Genomic DNA, 18,361 nt, shown 5'->3' with positions numbered 1-18,361 from the left:
CACCCTAACCCGCATTAAGAACTGAGTTGGGGTGATATTTTTTCTTAGAGGACTTTAGATAAAAAGTCTTGTGTTCTTGCTTCTTGCGGGTGGTTGAACATAGCATCTGGCTGGCCTTCTTCAACTACATAACCGCCATCCATGAAAACTACGCGGTCGCCGACTTCACGGGCAAAGCCCATTTCATGCGTAACGACCACCATAGTCATACCGTTTTTGGCTAGATCTTGCATAACACTTAAGACATCACCGACCATTTCAGGGTCGAGTGCGGACGTTGGTTCGTCGAACAGCATGACATCGGGATTCATGGCTAAAGCCCGTGCGATGGCGACCCGTTGTTTTTGCCCCCCAGATAGTGAGTTTGGATAGGCTTGGCTTTTATCCTCCAGACCAACGTCAGCTAATAAACGCATGGCCGTTTCATCCGCTTCTGTTTGGGACAATTTGCCTAGTTCAACAGGGGCTAAGGTGATATTTTCTTTAACGGTCAGATGGGGAAAGAGGTTGAAATGTTGAAAAACCATCCCAATGTTTTCTCGCATTTTGTTGATATTTATTTTATCGCCGGAAATATTACGGTCTTTGATGGTGATGGTTCCGGCTTGAATTTCTTCTAAACGGTTTAAACAGCGGAGTAAGGTCGATTTGCCTGACCCAGAGGGACCAATAATGCAAACGACTTCGCCTTCTTCGACGGTTAAATCAATCCCCTTCAATACTTCATTAGAACCAAAGCGTTTCTTTAATCCTTTCACTTCAATAATACTCATGATTTAATTTAGCCCCTTTTCTAGACGGTTAGAGATTTTAGTTAAGATCGTAATCAAGATAATATAGATTAAACCAATGATTAACCACATACTACCGGACTGATAGGTACGGGCAATAATGATACGACCCGTTTGGGTTAATTCGACCAGACCGATGACGGATAAGATTGAGGTATCTTTTAAGGTAATCACAAATTGATTGATAAATGATGGAATCATTATTTTAAATGCTTGTGGCAAAATAATTTTCCGCATCGTTGTGCTATAACTCAAGCCTAAGCTACGGCTGGCTTCGGCTTGGCCTTTATTAACGGCTGCAATACCCCCACGCACGTTTTCAGCGACATAGGCGGCCGCATTTAAACTTAAGGTTAAAATACCGGCCACGGGGGCAGTAAAGTTAATCCCTAAAGCTGAAGGAACGCCAAAATAAATAAAGAAAGCCAAAACAAGTAAAGGAACGCCTCGCATAATATCAATATAGACTAAGGCAATGCCTGCTAATAGTTTAGATGTCCCACTACGCATTAAACCTAGAATAATACCGAGAATAAGCGCAATCGAAAATGAAACTAAGGTAATCCAAATGGTTGTCCATAATCCACTGGCTAAAGCCCGCCAATTTTGCCGAATTTGACCGAAGAAGGAATTATCCACTTCTTCTATGGCAGCATTCTCACCTAAATAACGTTCTAAAATGGCATCGTACTCACCTGACGCTTGAATGTTGGCTAAACCTTGGTTAAACATGGCAAGTAAGTCCGCATTTTGGCCTTTATTTACCGCAAAACCAAAAGGGATAGCTTCCATTTCTTCGCCAATCAAACGGAAATCAACTGTACCCGTGTTGACGGCATATTGCATCACAGGAAAATCTTCGATAACAGCCGTACTATTGCCTGACTGAACTTCTTGATACATATTAACGGAATCTTCAAAACCCGTTACTGTAAAATCATATTCTTCGGCTAACTCATTGGCAATAATCTCGCCTGTTGTTCCAATTTTTACAGCAATCCGTTCACCACGTAACTCTTCTAGGGATTCAATATCTGTTCGTGCATCCACCGCAAACATTGATCCACCGGTAAAGTAAGGGTCTGAGAAATCAAAGGAGGCTTCTCTTTCTTCCGTTATCCCCATCCCTGCGATCATGCCATCGGCTTGATTAGATTCGAGAGCTTGTAAAGCCGAACTAAAGGGTAACATTTCAAATTCATATTCAAACCCTTGATCGGCAGCAATTGCAGCTAACAATTCAATATCAATCCCGACCAACTCACCATCCCCATCAATAAATTCAAAGGGTGCATAGGATGTATCGGTGACAATCGTATAAGTAGGCGTGTCTTCCGCTTGTGCTTCAACCGATTGATATGTCTTCATACTTAATCCAAATAGTAAGCCGATAAAAAATAAAATCCTAAGAAAAGCCATGGGCTTTCTTTTTTTAAAATACACTTTTATTCCACCTCAATTTTAAGATATATATAGTATAAAAGTAATTTTATTTCATTTCAAATAAGTACTAAAATAAACGGTTATATATTGATAAATCAATGTATTTTATCCCTACATTTTTTATTTTTTAAGAAAATATATACTTTAAATATTCGATTCTTTTTAAAGCGGTTCAATCCCCAAGTTAATCAGCATTGAGCTTTTCACACCTTTTTTACCCAACTTTGATTTATACAATATATTGATAACATCATCCACCGGAATTTAAACGAATGTTAATTTTTTCTTAAGCCCGTTAATTTAAATAGCTATCATTTGCTTTTTCTTAAATTCATATCATTTTGTTTTGTTACACGAAAACGCTATACTAAAATAGAAAAGAAAGTCATTTAGGAGGTCGTTTAATGAAGTCGTTGGTAAAAAGTATCTGTTTGCTTATGGTATTAGGGGGAGCCTTTGTAGGTCATCGTCAGTCTATTTACGCTCAAACAGCCGATGAGTCTGAAAGTTCAGATACCGTTGAAACACTGGATGAACAAACGCTGCTTGAAAATCCTGCTTACGTTTTTTCAAATATGGTTCTAAATAGTTCAATATCAGAAGCAACTACTCAAGCGGTTCAGGAATATATAGCTATTCTCGATCAAATCACCTATCGGGATTTAGCGTCCAAAGATTTAGAAGGCACAACGATGGAAGAAGCAAGCGAACTTGAATTGACTGGAGACTATGAAGAATTTGTCAATGATAGCGGACTTACTACTTCGATTTATTCGTATGGCGAAGCCCCTTCTGCAGAAGTCGTCCTAATTTTCGCTGACAACCATCTCGCATATTCGGGCTTTATGAATCTAGAATTACTCTTTGGCAGTACACCCCCTTCAGATGAATCCATCGACCACGCCGTTATTGTTGGAACTTCCATTGCTAAATACGAAAGTCTTGCACCCTATATTTCAGGGGTGGGGCAAATGTTCAACAATGGCGAATTTATTACCTCAAACTTTCTTCACACGGGGTCAAGTTTTACAAACCTAACGGGAAATATCGTCCTTTTTGATGAAGAAGCCATCATCTATTTCGTTCGCGCCCCTTTTCAAAATATCTTAGGCAACGCGCAATACCGCATGTTTGAAGCGACCCATCGCTTCGTTCAAACAGGTGAAATGACTGACTTTGAAGAAAGTCTCGAAGCCTATTAAACTAAATATCACTAATTCTCGATCGCCCAAACGCACGAAAGCACTGCTGTCTGACATGAAACAGCAGTGCTTTTTTAATGTTTAGTGTAACTCCCAACCATAAATAATTTCCTCAAAATCATCCCCACCAATATTAATTGTATCCTTCCCAACAGGTTTTCCGCCCATTTGCTCATAAAAAGCAATAGCAGACACGTTTTTACTTAAAACGACCACCGTCATTGGGTTGAGTTGTGCTTCTAATAAGCTTTGTTGCATGGCTTCAAACAATAGTCGCCCGCCACCATGACCTTGGCTTTCTTGGTATAAGTAGATGGAGTAGATTTCACCTGGGTAGTTGGCGTATGCAGGATGACGTTGTTCGCCACCTCCAACAAAACCAACAATTTGATTGTTGTCAGTTAAAACGAAAAAATGGTTAGCGTTTGCGATAATTTCGGTAAATCTTTTTTGTCTATCTTCAACCGACAGTGATTGTAAAAAATGGTTTGGTACGATTCCCTGATAGCTCGTCTGCCAACTACTCACATGCACCTTGGCTAAAGCTTCAGCATCTGCGGGCAAGGGTTTTCGAATGATAAATGCCATAATTTACTCCTTTGCAGAGGTATTTATTGGGGGGGTGAAAAAACAACTCGGCCGTTTTCAAAGCGTTCAATCATAGCTTGACTATAGACGTCGTAGCCTTGTTGGCGATGGCGGTCGCCGCCGCCTTGAAAAACTTTTTCAATGGCGATGCCAATGCCTTCAACGCTTGCACCAGCTTGTCGACAGAGTTCCAACAAGCCTTTTAGCGCTTCGCCTTTAGCTAAGAAATCGTCAATAATCAAGACATGGTCATCGGCTGTTAAAAATGAACGGTTAATTTTAACGGTATACTCCTTCTGTTTTGTATAGGAAATAACTTGTGTGCTGTAGACATCATCGCCTAGGGTTAATGATTCAATCTTCTTAGCAAACAAAACGGGAACCTTGAAATAATGCCCCGCCGCAAAAGCGATCGCAATCCCTGAAACTTCTAAAGTCAAAATTTTGGTTATGGGCTTGTCTTTGAAATGCTGATAGAAATCTTCCCCCATCGCCATGATCAATTCGGGGTCTAGCATATGATTGATAAAAGAATCCACTTTTAGAATATCGGGCTCGATGACTTTCCCACTCGTTTGAATTTTTTCTTCTAGTAACTTCATACTCCGCTCCTTTGGTGCCTTTAATTTCATTGCTATAAATGTACCACACTTGTTTCGAAAAATTAACTGTTTAGCGAAGTGAAGGGCGTTTTTTTAAACCCAAATAAATATTTTTGCTGATTAGACGATTTTTAGTTAATATTCATAGTTTAATATGTTACTCTATTCTTATATTAATTTACTGAAGAGAGTTGGAATGCTATGAAGAAATCCGACTGGTTGGCTATCCCTAACCTGTTATCCTTACTACGGATTATTTTAATCCCTGTATTTATTTACCAATACATTAATGCCGAAACGGATGCAGACTACTTGTGGGCTGCTTTCACGATTATTTTATCGGGGATTACGGATTGGTTAGATGGGGTTATTGCACGTCGCTACAATATGATTACTGATTTAGGCAAATTATTAGATCCGGCTGCAGATAAATTGACGCAATTAGCCATTATCATTTGTTTAGTTTTTACTTGGGATTATATTTGGATTGTCGTAGTAATATTTATTATCAAAGAAGTTAGTTTGATTATTTGCGATATCTTATTGTTGCGTCAAGGTCGGGTGATGGACGGAGCGCTTTGGTACGGAAAAGTGTCGACCGCAACTTTTTATACGTGTTCGATTCTATTAGTCGCTTTTCCAAATATGGATCATCGCATCGCTTATACGTTGATGTTCTTAACGGCTGTCGGTTTATTGTTTGCCTTTATTTCATATACGCGGTGGTTTATCATTGAATTACGCAAAAAACCTGCCGATAAATAAATTGATATTATTAGTCAATAAAAGCGTATTCTGCTATAATATAGTTATACTTTTATACTATTGGAGGAAACACACTATGACTGATACTTGGAAAAACTTAGAAGGCCAAAAAGACGAAATCGTTGGTAAGGTTAAAGAAGTTTGGGGTAAAGCGGTGGATGATGCGGAAACGCAAGCCAAAGGCATCGCTCAACAAGTTGAAGGTGAAGTAAAGCAAGCTGCTGCAAAGGGTCGTGGTCATGCCGATGAATTGTATGAATCTGCTAAAGAACGTGCTGATGAGGCTGGCGACGCGGTCAAACGTCAAATTCAAGAAACCCGTGAAAGTATCAACCAGTCTGCTGATGAGAACTTAAAAAATGCGATTCAACAAGGTAAAGAATTGAAAGAAGAAGCCGCCCGCCAAGCTGAACAACTGCGTCGCAATGCGGTCGAGGAAAACGAACGTGCCCGTGAAACAGAACGTGAAAAAGCGGTCAAAGCGACGGAGGAAGCCCGTGAAATTGAGGATCGTGCCAAACATGCGATTGATGATGCGTTAGAAAGCAGTGCCAAAAAAGAGACGACTGATGTCGTTGTGGAAGAGGATGTTCTGACTGATTCACATGCAGCGGATGCACGCCGAGTTAATTTAGATGTTGAAGCGGATTTAAGCCAATCACAGGTTGACGATGTCGATCGCCACCACAATCGTTTTTAAAATAAATAAATAAATTATTTAAAATGCCTGCTGGGAAGGGAATGCTTCCTCGCAGGCATTTTTAGTTTAGGTATTTTGAAGGGGGTGTTTTTAGAAAAAAGCGGCATGTCTCGATAAAATAGGCGCAGAAAAGCTCTTACTCCACCGTGGGAGTAAGAGCCTGTGTCAACTTTTAGTAGATGGCAATTTTAAGTTCTTGACCAACTTGGATTAAATCAGTGGTCAAGTGGTTCCATAGACGGAGTTCGTTCACAGATACACCTTGTTCTTTAGCAATTTTATATAAAGTATCGCCTGCTTTAACCACATAGGTTTTCACTGGATTTTGTGAATAATCCGGTTCTACCACATGGAGTCGTTTGCCAATTTGTAAGAGGTCGCTCACTAAGCTGTTCCATTCTTTCAATTGCGCTACGGTCACGCCATAACGTTGAGCGATTGTATAAAGCGTATCACCGGCTACGACTTGATGAACGGTGGTACTACCTGGGTCTGGCGTGGTCGTTGGTGCCGTCAAGCGTAATACTTGGCCGACGCGAATGAGGTCGCCACTGATACCGTTCCAGCTTCTTAATTGGGCTACAGTCACGCCATAGCGTTCCGCAATTTTATAAAGTGTGTCACCTGAAACGACCGTATGACTGGTTGCGCTACCTGGGTCTGGCGTGGTCGTTGGTGCCGTCAAGCGCAATACTTGGCCAACACGAATCAGGTCGCCACTGATGCCGTTCCAGCTTCTCAATTGGGCTACGGTCACGCCATAGCGTTCCGCAATTTTATAAAGTGTGTCACCTGAAACGACCGTATGACTGGTTGCGCTACCTGGGTCTGGCGTGGTCGTTGGTGCCGTTAAGCGCAATACTTGGCCGACACGAATGAGGTCGCCACTGATGCCATTCCAGCTTCTTAATTGACTGATGGTTAACCCGTATTGATTAGCAATTTTCCATAATGTATCGCCTGATTTTACTGTATAGGTTCCAGAAGGAGTCGGTGTTGGCGTTGGTGCTGTTAATTTCAATTGCATTCCCGTGCGAATAAAATCACTGCTCAAGCCATTCCACGTTTTCAATTGCGCTACGGTTACACCAAAGCGATTTGCAATCCCCCAAAGAGTATCACCATATTTTACGGTATAGCTGGTAGATTGCGTTGGACCGGAAACATTGAGGACTGCACCGACAAGAATTAAATCACTGGTTAAATTATTCCAGCTTTTTAATTGACTAACGGATACATCATACATATTAGCAATTAAGTACAAATACTCGCCTGCTTTTACAGTATGTGTTTGCGATTGAGCACCAACTGAAATGGCGCCGGGGCTTAATAATAGGACGGTCGAAGCGGTTATTGCAAATTTTGTTAAACGCTTCATGATCCCTTGTTTACGAATGCTACTCATCACAATCAACTCCTATCGTTTCAAATTTATTTCCTTTGTTACCTTTATATTACACCCACATTGAAAGCGTTTCAATGGCTGCGCTGTATTTACATTAAATTTACTAATTTTCTTCAAAAATTAACAATATTTATGAAGAATTAACGATTTTATTTCGCTTTTTAACAGCGATTTTTTTGTAAAAATAGGAATAATTTGACGTTAAAAAAATCTGGTTGTTTAGTGGCCGTTGAATGTATATTTAGGAGCTTTGTCGCTTCTTACTATTGTAAGTAAATTAGGGACTTTTTGGTTGGCGTTGGGCTTTTTGTAGGTGGAAAGTGAAAAACTCAATTCTCAATTACGTGGGCGCACACATATTGGAGCAGTTATTAAACGGGAAGTGAGCGATCGTTAATTAAAGCTAATCGGTCATCAAGCACCTGATTTCGTGACCGAATAAAGCTAATCGGTCATCAAATATCTGATTTCGTGACCGAATAAAGCTAATCGGTCATCAAGCACCTGATTTCGTGACCGAATAAAGCTAATCAGTCATCAAATATCTGATTTCATGACCGATTAGCCTTATCGTAGCCTATTTTATCGTAAATACATTTCCTGCTTACGCTCGTTCACTTCCCGCTTACGCTTATTGAGTTGTCGAAGGCACGCGGGGTGGGAGCGCGGGTCTTCATTTGTTTGCGAAGGCACGCGGGGTGTGAGCGATAAGTGGGAGGGCCAATCCGCCTCTCAGGATTACCTCTGGCGGTTGGGAGTAAGTGAGAAACGAACGAGTGGTTGTTTACGATACATCAACGTGATAAAAGGCTGATTCTCTTCGCTGAATCATATCAATTTGATATTTTTTCAAGAATCATCAGTTTAAAATGATTAATCTAGTCACTGCTAACAGAGTAATGGCCAGATTAATCATTTGCCTAATAATTATAGTTAATTCATACATAGGTGGGCTATTATAGACTGACAATCACTTACTTCCCACTTACTTTTTTACTTTGATTTTGCGTAGAATAGGCTATTCTGTCTTTTGCTACCTGAGCAGATGACAAATTAGCTATATTCGGTCACAAAAATGAGTCATTTGATGACTGCTTAGCTTTACTTAACGTCCGCTCACTTCCCGTTTACATTCAACCGCCAAATGATTGCGTGCAAATGGGAGATGAAGTCCTGTCATTTCATCAAATTCAAGTGACATCTTATTTTCTGTTCGAATGTTGAAGCACCCTGGTTATCCCGATTAATCGCTTATCACCCCACCCCGAAAACGCTACCCCTCCTCCGCGCTACTCCCTCACCGTCCGAATAACTAGTACCTCCAACTTCACTTGCACCCCAACAGCAAGCGCGGGCTTTCTATGATTCCCGAAAGCCCGCGCACCATTTAATTTTACAATAAGCGTTCACGCAATTCGTCGGCATCATAAGGTGACAAATAAGCCGGCGCAATATCAAAAACCGTCTTAGCCCCTCTAACCCCTTCTTTAGCCAGTCTGGCAGCCGCCCGAGCATAAGCTACATTCACCGCAGCGGTAAATTCTGGGTTGCTTCCCAATTGCAATTTAAAATCATACAGTTGATGATTGTTTTCACTCGTATACCCCGAACGAATCACATGCCCCCCATGAGGTAACCCCTGATGATTAGCAGCCAACTCTTCCTCAGAAATGAAATGCACCCTTGTTTGATAGCCCTCAAAATAGTCAGGCATCGTCACAATCTCATTTTCGATGGTAGCAGCATCAGCTCCTTCTTCTAAAACAGCATAAACTTCTCTAGTATGTGCTGTATGTGAATCGTAAACAACTTCTTCACCGATATTTATTTTATTAATCAGTTCTTCATTCGGAATGGTATATTGAACGGCATCTTTCACACCCTCAATGCGACGCACCGCATCCCCGTGCCCTTGACTCAGCCCTTTACCCCAAAAAGTATAAGTGTTCCCCTTAGGCAAAATCGCTTCACCGAGAAGCCGATTCAAGGAAAATAAACCCGGATCCCAACCTGTCGCAATCACACTCACTGTACGATTCGTCTGCGCAACATGATCCATCGAGGCAAAATACAAAGGAATTTGTGCATGATTATCGTAACTATCCACCGTGTTGAAATACTCCGCTAACATCGGCCCTTGCTCAGGAATATCCGTTCGCGAACCGCCACACAAAATCAACACATCAATCATCCCTTTAAAATCATAAATTAAATCCAGGCCAAATACCGGACTTTCCGTTTTAATCGATTCAGGTTCTCGTCGAGTAAATATCCCCACTAATTCCATATCTGGCGCATTTTTAATATTCGCTTCCACACCACGCCCCAAATTCCCATAACCAACTATTCCTACTTTTATCATATGAAAGCCTCCTTTAAATTAATTCTATTTTGAACCAACCCCCTCCCCCTGTCAATCTTTACCCCCAATAAATATCTGCTCGGAAAAGTAAGCTAACTTTCTTGCCCTGGGAAGTCCTCACTGCTAACGTCATCTTAAGTTGGTCTTTTCGAACGCAATTATGTAGTTCGTCGAGTTAACGAACTATATTTTTATAGTTCGTCGAGTTAACGAACTACATTTTTATAGGTCGTCGGTAAAACGAACTACATTTTTATAGTTCGTTGAGTTAACGAACTACATTTTTATAGTTCGTTGAGGAAACGAACTACATTTTTATAGGTCGTTGAGGAAACGAACTACATTTTTATAGGTCGTTGAGGAAACGAACTACATTTTTATAGGTCGTCGAGTTAACGAACTATATTTTTATAGGTCGTTGAGGAAACGAACTACATTTTTATAGGTCGTCGGTAAAACGAACTACATTTTTATAGTTCGCCGGGTGAACGAACTACATTTATTTAGTTCGTTGAGGAAACGAACTACATTTTTATAGGTCGTCGAGGCAACGAACTACATTTTTACAGTTCGTTTACCATTCGAAGCTAACTTTCTTAGTTCGTTTACCATTCGAATCTAACTTTCCTAATAAATAGGTCACTAACGAATAAATTGTAAGGTAAAAACGGGGTTCAAGCAAGAAATGTTGATAGTCTAGCAAATCACCCACCGCATCGCCTCCAACTCACAACGAACGATTAACATCACAAACAGGTTTGTGATGTTAATCGTTCGTTGCTGTGCTACAATCAACTTAAATATGACAAAGAAGGTGTGGTTAATGATGAATGGTGCTGTTGTTTTGATTCCGCTGGCTATTATTCGAATCCTTATTCCCCAGTTTTTGGGGCTAAATTATAATCAACGGATTACGGCTTTTGCGCCGATGACGGACAAGCAGAAGCAAATATATTATGTCTATCAAATTGTTCAAGTTTTCCTGATTGCGGTTCCCTTTTATTACAATATTCAGTGGGCTTCTATTTGGAATTACTTGGGAGCCATCTTACTCGTCGCTGGTAGCATTTTGCTACTTATAGCGATTTTAGATTTCAGGCAAGAGGGTTTGGTTACAAGCGGGGTCTACCGTTGGAGTCGTCATCCGATGTATGTGGCTTACTATATCTATTACTTGGGGGCGGCTCTTCTGATGAATGCTTGGATTTATGCGATTCTTCTTGTAATTTTTATCATTTCGGGGCATACCATTGTTTTAGCAGAAGAAGCTTGGTGCCATGAAACCTACCCAGAGGCTTATAAAGACTATTGTCAAACAACGAGACGCTACATCTAAGCAGGGATATTTAGTTAAAAAAGACGAATGTTTGATGATTTTCGCAAGAAAAGAATAGGATTTAATTGTTTAAACGAACATTTTATTGTATGCTTGACTTTGTTAAAAAAGTATTAAGGAGTGGTGACACTGGATAAAAAATTATTAGTTTTACAGACTGATTTTGGTTTAGTTGATGGGGCTGTTGCTGCCATGCATGGTGTGGCTTATATGGTTGCGCCGGATTTAACAATTAATAATTTGACGCACGATATTCCACCTTATGATATCAGTGCAGCTTCTTACCGCTTGTGGCAAACCATTAATTATTGGCCGGCTGGAACGGTTTTTGTGTCGGTGGTTGACCCGGGTGTGGGGAGTAATCGGCAAAGTATTGCCGTTAAAACTCAATCGGGTCATTATGTCGTAACCCCTGACAATGGATCGTTGACGCATATTGAGAAATTTATTGGGATTGAAAGTGTTCGTGTTATTAATGAACAAACAGACCGTCTGCCTCATTCTGAGGAGAGCCATACCTTCCATGGACGCGATGTGTATGTCTATAATGGGGCGATGATTGCTAATGATCCTAGCTATTATGACAGTTTAGGGGACGCAACCGCTAATCAAGAAGTGGTGAAACTGGAAGTGCTGGACCCTGTCTTTGATGGGGAAATCATTCATGGAGTGATTGACATTTTGGATATCCGTTTCGGATCGCTTTGGACGAATATTCCGTCGCAAATGCTTAAAGAGGCTGGGATCAATACGGGTGACACTATTTTGGTCACGATTCATCACCACGACATGAAGCAATATCAAAATCAGATGTTGTTTGGACACAGTTTTGCGGATGTTAAGGTGGGTGAAACCGTTGGGTATATTAATTCATTAATTCGCTTAGGTATCGCTATTAATCAACAATCTTTTTCAGACACCTATAAAATCGGGACAGGTAATGAATGGAAAATTACCATTAAAAAAGTATAATTTCGGAGGACATTTATTATGAACAACAAACAAAATTCTTCTTTAACACAATTAGTCGCTATCGGTATCGGAAGTGCCGTCTTCTTTATCTTAGGTCGTTTCTTAAGTATTCCAACCCCGGTGCCTAACACGAGTGTTGAAACAACCTATCCTTTCTTAGCTTTGATGGGGGCGATTTACGGTCCAATCCCAGCAGCCCTTATTGGTCTCATTGGCCATGCGGTGAAAGACTTATTAACTTACGGTTTATGGTGGTCCTGGGTCTTGACCTCAGGTGTGGTTGGTTTTGGTTACGGTCTGATTGGTCGTCAATTAAAAGTTAACGAAGGCGAATTTGATAAAAATGATATGATTCGCTTTAATGTGGGTCAAGTTATTGTTAATGCGGTTTGCTGGATTATCGTCGCGCCTGTTTTGGACATCTTAATTTATGCTGAACCTGCTTCAAAAGTATTTACACAAGGGGTAGTTTCTGCCGGCTTGAATTCATTAGCCGTTGGGATTCTTGGAACGATTTTACTTAAAGCGTATGCTAGCACACGTACTAAAGCCGGTTCACTGAAAAAAGATTAAGCTATGAATGACAGACAACCAATCATTGAATTTAAACAGGTAAATTTTAAGTATCAAAGCCAAGCCGAACCCAATTTAATCGATATCTCTTTCGCCATTTATCCTGGTGAAACGGTCCTGATTATCGGACCATCCGGCTCCGGAAAATCAACCTTGGCCAAGTGCATCAATGGACAAGTTCCCTACTCCTATGATGGGGACTTGACCGGTGAAATCTTAATTCAAGGTAAATCGACGAAAGATGTGTCACTCTTTGATTTATCGCTTTCCATCGGGACGGTCTTGCAAGATACCGATGGGCAATTCGTTGGCTTGACCGTTGCTGAAGATATTGCTTTTTCTTTGGAAAATGACGTCGTCGACCAGCACGTGATGAAAAAACAAGTGTCCCAGTGGATGAATGAATTGGACATTGAAGAACTGCATGACCATACCCCGCATCAACTATCGGGTGGTCAAAAGCAGCGGGTGTCCATCGCTGGCGTGTTAATTGATCAAGTGCCCATTTTGTTATTCGACGAACCCTTGGCCAACCTCGATCCTGCGTCCGGCTATGAAACCATGCGCCTCATCGACCGTCTGAGCCAACGCCAAAACTTGACCACCGTAATTATTGAACACCGGTTAGAAGAGGCTTTATCCACAAATGTCGACCGCATCCTTGTGATGCACGACGGCCACTTAATTGCTAATATGACGCCCGACGCCCTGCTGCGGTCCGATATTTTAGAATCGATAGGCGTCCGTCAACCCTTATATTTGGATTTGTTGGACTATGCCGGCATCGATTTAGCGTCCATAAAGCAACTCGGCGCCTTCCGCCCCGATATGCTGAACGCTGAACAACGACAAACCATCGCCTCTTGGACAAAAACCATCCACCCCCCAATAAATACCCCTGCTTCTCAGTCGTTGATCGAGGTCAAGCAGCTTAGCTTTGCTTACGATGAAGATGCGCGCTCACAAACCTTAGCTAATGTGAATTTCTCAATTGCTGCTGGTGAAATGGTGAGTATTGTCGGCTCAAACGGAGCCGGTAAATCGACTTTGGCTAAATTACTCGGTGGTTTCTTGCGACCGACGCATGGGGATATTTATTTAAAAGGTCAAAATATTCGTGACTTGTCGATAAAGGAAATTGCGGATTCGATTGGATATGTGATGCAGAACCCTAATCATATGATTTCAAAGAACTTGATTTTTGACGAGGTGGCTTTAGGGTTGGTGAATCGCGGTGTGGATGCGGAAGAGATTGAAACGCGCGTCTACAACACGCTCAAGATTTGTGGTTTGTACCCGTTTCGTCAATGGCCAATTAGTGCGTTGTCCTATGGACAAAAGCGGCGGGTGACCATTGCCAGTATTTTAGTCTTGCAACCGTCGGTGATGATTTTAGATGAACCAACGGCTGGGCAAGATTATGCTCATTATTCGGATATGATGCGGTTTTTAGAAACGATTAATCAGGAATACCAAATGACGATTTTGATGATTTCGCATGACATGCATCTCATTCAAGAGTACACGACGCGTTCGTTAGTTTTTAGTGGCGGTCAATTGTTAGCGGACTTAGCTCCCAGTGAATTGTTCGCGCGAAAAGAGTTGATTGAAGAGGCTGACTTACACCCAACGTCATTGTATCAAGTTGGGGCTTTATTGCCAGATGTCTCTATTAACGATTTATTGAAAGCTTTTATTGCATATGAACGGCAACAAAGAGGAAGGGAGGTTGACCCAACATGAGCCAACAGCAACAGGCTGTTTTAGGTTACCTTCCGCGCAATACATTTGTGCACCGATTGAGCGGGGCTTCAAAATTAATTTGTTTTTTAATTTTGTCCGTCATTACCATGACTTCTTACGACACTCGCTTTTTATTAGGTGTGAGCGTGTTTGCGGTGGTGCTGATGTATTTTGCCAAGATTCGTTGGCGAGATATCCGTATGGTGGTGTATATTGTAACGGCGATTTCACTCATCAATTTGGTGATGATTTATATTTTCGAACCGGAATACGGCGTTGACATTTACCAGTCACGGACGGTGTTATGGGAAGGCATCGGCCGTTATAGCTTAACGTGGGAGCAACTCTTTTATGAATTAAATATCGCCATTAAATATTTTGCGACCATCCCTTTTGCGCTGATTTTTATGTTAACGACCAATCCTAGCGAGTTTGCCTCCAGTTTGAATCGTGTCGGCGTTTCGTATCGGATTGCCTATGCCGTGAGTTTGACCTTACGCTACATTCCTGATATTCAACAATCCTATTTAAATATCCGCCAAGCCCAGCAAGCCCGTGGTATTGAAATGAGTGAAAAAGCGTCGCTGGTTTCACGGATTAAGCATTCTGCCCAAATTATTATGCCCTTAATTTTCTCAAGCTTAGAACGCATTGAAGTGATAAGCCAAGCCATGACCTTACGCCGTTTCGGTAAGGAGAAAAAACGCAGCTGGTATTCAGCTAAGCCCTTTGATCGCAACGATGTATTAGCAATTATGGTTACTTTAGCTATTACAGCGGTGGGTGTGTATTGCTTTGTGATCAATCAAGGCCGATTTTATAATCCGTTTGGGTAGTATAGTGTAAGATGGGGGATGGAGATGGGTGGCGGTTTAATTGAGGGAAGTAGGTGGTTTGGGTGGCGGTTTGATGGCGGCTGATGGCGGTCAGGGTTCTTTTGAATCTTGGCTGCTTTTTTTGTTTTCGTGGGGCGAATTGGAGAGGGTAAAAAGCACTCATAGAGATTTTCAAATGACGGGGTTTTTTAAATTACTCACAATTCTCAGATATTCAACGCTTTTTAATTTCTTGCCTTGTAACTCATCGTCAATGTGGTAAGCAAGTTAGCTTCGAATGGCAAACGGAGTTAGAAAGTTAGCTTCGAATGGTGAATGGAGTAAGAAAGTTAGCTCCGAATTGGGAACGGAGTTAGAAAGATAGCTTCGAATGGCAAACGAACTATAAAAATGTAGTTCGTTTTACTAACGAACTATAAAAATGTAGTTCGTTCTCTCGACGAACTATAAAAATGTAGTTCGTTTTAACAACGAACTATATAAATGTAGTTCGTTTTAACAACGAACTATATAAATGTAGTTCGTTCACTCGACGAACTATAAAAATGTAGTTCGTTTTAACAACGAACTATATAAATGTAGTTCGTTCTCTCGACGAACTATAAAAATGTAGTTCGTTTTACCAACGAACTATAAAAATGTAGTTCGTTTTACCGACGAACTACAATATAGCGTTTAAAAAGACAGTAAACTAAAGATTAGCTTAACAGATAGAATTTATCAGAGTAAGAAAGTTACTAATCGGTAGTCATCTTCATAGCCCACTGTTTCCTCCGCCAAATCACTCAACGCACACGGCTTTTACTCCTCATTTACCAACTAAGTGGAACTAACTCGACTAGCATATTCCACTTGCGGGATTATGTGGAATTAGCCGGCGATGTCAACCCGCCTCCTCGCCACCTATCTATTTAGCCGGCGATGCCAACTCACCTCCTCGCCACCTATCTATTTTAACCTTAGTAGCAGAAACTATCTTCCTCCATTTATATACCTAACTGAGGTTGATGGGTTCGCATACTTCTCCAGAACAAAAAAAGCAGCTCGGCAAGACTCAAAAATGAGACTCAACCAAGCCACTCGCCACTACTTCCACCAGCACCTCAACCAAACCAACAAACCCACTCCAACAATCCTTCTCCAACAAACCTACTCCAACTACCCCACTCCAACTACCCCACTCCAACTACCCTACTCCAACTAACCCACTCCAACAAACCTACTCCAACAATCCTTCTCCAACAATCCTACTCCAACAAACCCACTCCAACAATCCTTCTCCAACTACCCTACTCCAACTATCCCACTCCAACAATCCCTCTCCAACTACCCCACCCCAACTAACCTACTCCTCCACCCAATAAAATCCAACCACGGCTGCATACAAATAATCCGTCGCGCCTTCTGCGAAGGCGTCGTAATATGCTTTAAAGCGGTCATCTAGGGTATACATCTCAACCAAGCCCAAGTGCGCTTCTTGACTGAATAAGCCATCTGGCCAAGCTGCTTTAAGAAACTCGGCATGTTTCTTGGCAATCAGTTGCCCTGCATCACCTAATGGATGATTATCGGCGACATGTTTCGCCAACAATTCCCCCAGCTCAACAGTTAACGCTTCAATCTTCGCATAACTGTCTTTATCCATCTTAGAAAAATGTTGATTGGACTTTTCAACTACCTCGGCACCATACTTTTCACGAATCTCTTCGCCGTATTGCGCTTCGTTAGCCGCTATCTTTTCGCGTTTAAATACGTCAAAATCCTGTTCACTCATCGGTAAACCCTCCTTACTTTTTTGCATCGCCAACTCGACGGATTGAATTAAAGCTTCGATGCGTTGCTTTTCTTGCGCAAGCAAGTCAAGGTGATTTTCCATCACAACCATGCGATTATATTGATCCGTGGTCAAAATATCTTTAATGGCATTTAGTTCAAAGCCCAATTCCCGGTAAACCAAAATTTGATGCAAGCGTGCTACATCATCCTCATGATAGATCCGATAGCCATTTTCCAAAACTTCTGATGGCTTCAGTAAGCCAATCGCATCATAATGTCTTAAGGTCCGTGTTGTCACACCCGTTAACCGAGCTAATTGTCCAATTGTGTATGGCATTTCCTCACCTCAACCATTAGTATAAAGCTTGACGTAAGGGAAAGGTCAAGCGAAAAACAGCGATATTTATTAAAAAAAGCCGAACTTCTAATGATCAACCATCATTAAAAGTCCGGACACGTTCGAAGCAGTGATATTTACTTGAAGAACTTAAACAAATTAAATTTCTTCTTGCCTTTGCCGCCGGGTTCGACGGGCTTACGGCGGGGAACATCATCCCCATTAAAAATATGGCGGGCATTTTCTTTAAAATACGTCGTGGTTTCCTCACCGAAATCCGCTGTCAGCTGCTCAAAGGCGGCTTCCATATTAAACGGTCTAAAATCCAAGTGATGGACATCTGAAGCAATAATATGTGCCAGATTAGCTTTAATCATCTCGCGACTAATATTTTGCAGCTCTTCCCCATAATAACCACTGTAACTCGAACTGGTAATCTGAGCCAAAGCCCCCATCTCAATCAACTCATACATTAAACGAAAATCTTTTTGCAAAACCTGGTTCCGCTCTGGATGGGCAATGACCGGAATGCGATCCATTTGAAGCAACTCTTCAAAAATCCCCTTGGTGAACGATGGCACAGACGCCGTTGGAAACTCAATCAAATAATACCGTCCTTCAGCATCTAAAGATAACAAATTATTGGCATAAAAATCTTCAAAAAATTGCTCGGTCAAACGAATTTCTTGCGAGGGATAGACTTTCATCGCTAGGTTATGGCGTTCATACTCCGCCTGTAATTTATCAGCCGCTGCAATAACATCTTTCTTATGATTAACATACACACCGTTGCGGTGGTGAGGGGTTAAGACAAGATGTTCGACACCTTCTTTTTCACCAATCCGTGCTAGTTCCAATGACTTTTCGAGTGTTTTGGCGCCATCATCAACGCCCGGCAATAAATGCGAATGTAAATCAATTATCAATGGT

17 protein-coding genes and 2 pseudogenes are annotated in these 18,361 nt (G+C 41.4%); 9 read left to right on the top strand and 10 right to left on the bottom strand.

The window, feature by feature from the left end:
- Positions 1-44 precede the first annotated feature (44 nt).
- Positions 45-773, bottom strand: a complete 729-nt coding sequence (locus NRE15_RS12365; RefSeq protein WP_313793191.1) for an amino acid ABC transporter ATP-binding protein — start codon at positions 771-773, stop codon at positions 45-47.
- 3 nt (positions 774-776) lie between these two features.
- On the bottom strand, positions 777-2,234 hold the full coding sequence (locus tag NRE15_RS12360; RefSeq protein ID WP_313793190.1) for an ABC transporter substrate-binding protein/permease: 1,458 nt from the start codon (positions 2,232-2,234) through the stop codon (positions 777-779).
- 404 nt (positions 2,235-2,638) lie between these two features.
- On the opposite strand from NRE15_RS12360, the gene NRE15_RS12355 reads away from it, so the two are divergent.
- Positions 2,639-3,436 carry a hypothetical protein gene (locus NRE15_RS12355; protein WP_313793189.1) on the top strand — a complete coding sequence of 266 codons (798 nt, stop codon included), beginning with the start codon at positions 2,639-2,641 and terminating at the stop codon, positions 3,434-3,436.
- Positions 3,437-3,517: 81 nt separating this feature from the next.
- Here the strand turns inward: NRE15_RS12355 and NRE15_RS12350 are convergent, their stop codons facing one another.
- Both NRE15_RS12350 and NRE15_RS12345 read right to left on the bottom strand, forming a co-directional pair.
- Positions 3,518-4,024 (bottom strand): GNAT family N-acetyltransferase, encoded by a 507-nt coding sequence (locus NRE15_RS12350; RefSeq protein ID WP_313793188.1) that lies wholly within the window; start codon positions 4,022-4,024, stop codon positions 3,518-3,520.
- A 23-nt stretch (positions 4,025-4,047) separates the two neighbouring features.
- Complete coding sequence (locus NRE15_RS12345; protein WP_313793187.1) at positions 4,048-4,626, bottom strand: xanthine phosphoribosyltransferase; 579 nt, start codon at positions 4,624-4,626, stop codon at positions 4,048-4,050.
- Positions 4,627-4,827: 201 nt separating this feature from the next.
- On the opposite strand from NRE15_RS12345, the gene NRE15_RS12340 reads away from it, so the two are divergent.
- Both NRE15_RS12340 and NRE15_RS12335 read left to right on the top strand, forming a co-directional pair.
- Positions 4,828-5,391, top strand: a complete 564-nt coding sequence (locus NRE15_RS12340) for a CDP-alcohol phosphatidyltransferase family protein (protein ID WP_313793186.1) — start codon at positions 4,828-4,830, stop codon at positions 5,389-5,391.
- A gap of 76 nt (positions 5,392-5,467) precedes the next feature.
- Entirely contained in the window at positions 5,468-6,091 is a 624-nt protein-coding gene (locus NRE15_RS12335; protein ID WP_313793185.1) for a CsbD family protein, read from the top strand.
- A 625-nt stretch (positions 6,092-6,716) separates the two neighbouring features.
- Here the strand turns inward: NRE15_RS12335 and NRE15_RS14645 are convergent.
- From NRE15_RS14645 to NRE15_RS12325, 3 genes and pseudogenes are all read right to left on the bottom strand, one after another.
- Positions 6,717-6,905 (bottom strand): annotated as a pseudogene (locus NRE15_RS14645) (LysM peptidoglycan-binding domain-containing protein); the annotation flags it as partial.
- Between the two features lie 42 nt (positions 6,906-6,947).
- Positions 6,948-7,079 (bottom strand): annotated as a pseudogene (locus NRE15_RS14640) (LysM peptidoglycan-binding domain-containing protein); the annotation flags it as partial.
- A 1,810-nt stretch (positions 7,080-8,889) separates the two neighbouring features.
- Positions 8,890-9,858, bottom strand: a complete 969-nt coding sequence (locus tag NRE15_RS12325) for a diaminopimelate dehydrogenase (protein ID WP_313793183.1) — start codon at positions 9,856-9,858, stop codon at positions 8,890-8,892.
- 823 nt (positions 9,859-10,681) lie between these two features.
- On the opposite strand from NRE15_RS12325, the gene NRE15_RS12320 reads away from it, so the two are divergent.
- From NRE15_RS12320 to NRE15_RS12295, 6 genes are all read left to right on the top strand, one after another.
- Entirely contained in the window at positions 10,682-11,194 is a 513-nt protein-coding gene (locus NRE15_RS12320) for a methyltransferase family protein (RefSeq protein WP_313793182.1), read from the top strand.
- A gap of 192 nt (positions 11,195-11,386) precedes the next feature.
- Positions 11,387-12,166: an SAM hydrolase/SAM-dependent halogenase family protein gene (locus tag NRE15_RS12315; RefSeq protein ID WP_313794997.1), complete on the top strand. Its 780-nt coding sequence runs from the start codon at positions 11,387-11,389 to the stop codon at positions 12,164-12,166.
- Between the two features lie 18 nt (positions 12,167-12,184).
- A complete protein-coding gene (locus NRE15_RS12310; RefSeq protein ID WP_313793181.1) occupies positions 12,185-12,739 on the top strand; it encodes an ECF-type riboflavin transporter substrate-binding protein in 555 nt (184 codons plus the stop codon).
- Positions 12,740-12,742: 3 nt separating this feature from the next.
- Positions 12,743-14,482 carry an ABC transporter ATP-binding protein gene (locus NRE15_RS12305; protein WP_313793180.1) on the top strand — a complete coding sequence of 580 codons (1,740 nt, stop codon included), beginning with the start codon at positions 12,743-12,745 and terminating at the stop codon, positions 14,480-14,482.
- Positions 14,479-15,318 (top strand): energy-coupling factor transporter transmembrane component T family protein, encoded by an 840-nt coding sequence (locus NRE15_RS12300; RefSeq protein ID WP_313793179.1) that lies wholly within the window; start codon positions 14,479-14,481, stop codon positions 15,316-15,318. Before NRE15_RS12305 ends, NRE15_RS12300 begins: the two co-directional genes overlap by 4 nt.
- Before the next feature lie 40 nt (positions 15,319-15,358).
- Complete coding sequence (locus NRE15_RS12295) at positions 15,359-15,580, top strand: hypothetical protein (protein WP_313793178.1); 222 nt, start codon at positions 15,359-15,361, stop codon at positions 15,578-15,580.
- Positions 15,581-16,372: 792 nt separating this feature from the next.
- On the opposite strand, the gene NRE15_RS12290 is transcribed toward NRE15_RS12295, so the two are convergent.
- The 3 genes from NRE15_RS12290 to NRE15_RS12280 form a co-directional block, all read right to left on the bottom strand.
- The gene (locus tag NRE15_RS12290; RefSeq protein WP_313793177.1) at positions 16,373-16,504 is read right to left on the bottom strand and encodes a hypothetical protein; all 132 of its coding nucleotides are present in this window, start codon (positions 16,502-16,504) and stop codon (positions 16,373-16,375) included.
- A gap of 159 nt (positions 16,505-16,663) precedes the next feature.
- Positions 16,664-17,431: a MerR family transcriptional regulator gene (locus NRE15_RS12285; RefSeq protein ID WP_313793176.1), complete on the bottom strand. Its 768-nt coding sequence runs from the start codon at positions 17,429-17,431 to the stop codon at positions 16,664-16,666.
- A 137-nt stretch (positions 17,432-17,568) separates the two neighbouring features.
- Complete coding sequence (locus NRE15_RS12280; protein WP_313793175.1) at positions 17,569-18,357, bottom strand: tyrosine-protein phosphatase; 789 nt, start codon at positions 18,355-18,357, stop codon at positions 17,569-17,571.
- Positions 18,358-18,361 lie beyond the last annotated feature (4 nt).

It is taken from the genome of Fundicoccus culcitae (assembly GCF_024661895.1).
In the GTDB taxonomy this organism is placed as follows: domain Bacteria; phylum Bacillota; class Bacilli; order Lactobacillales; family Aerococcaceae; genus Fundicoccus_A; species Fundicoccus_A culcitae.
Note: the sequence above shows the minus strand (reverse complement) of the source record. Positions and strands in the feature narration are given on the sequence as shown.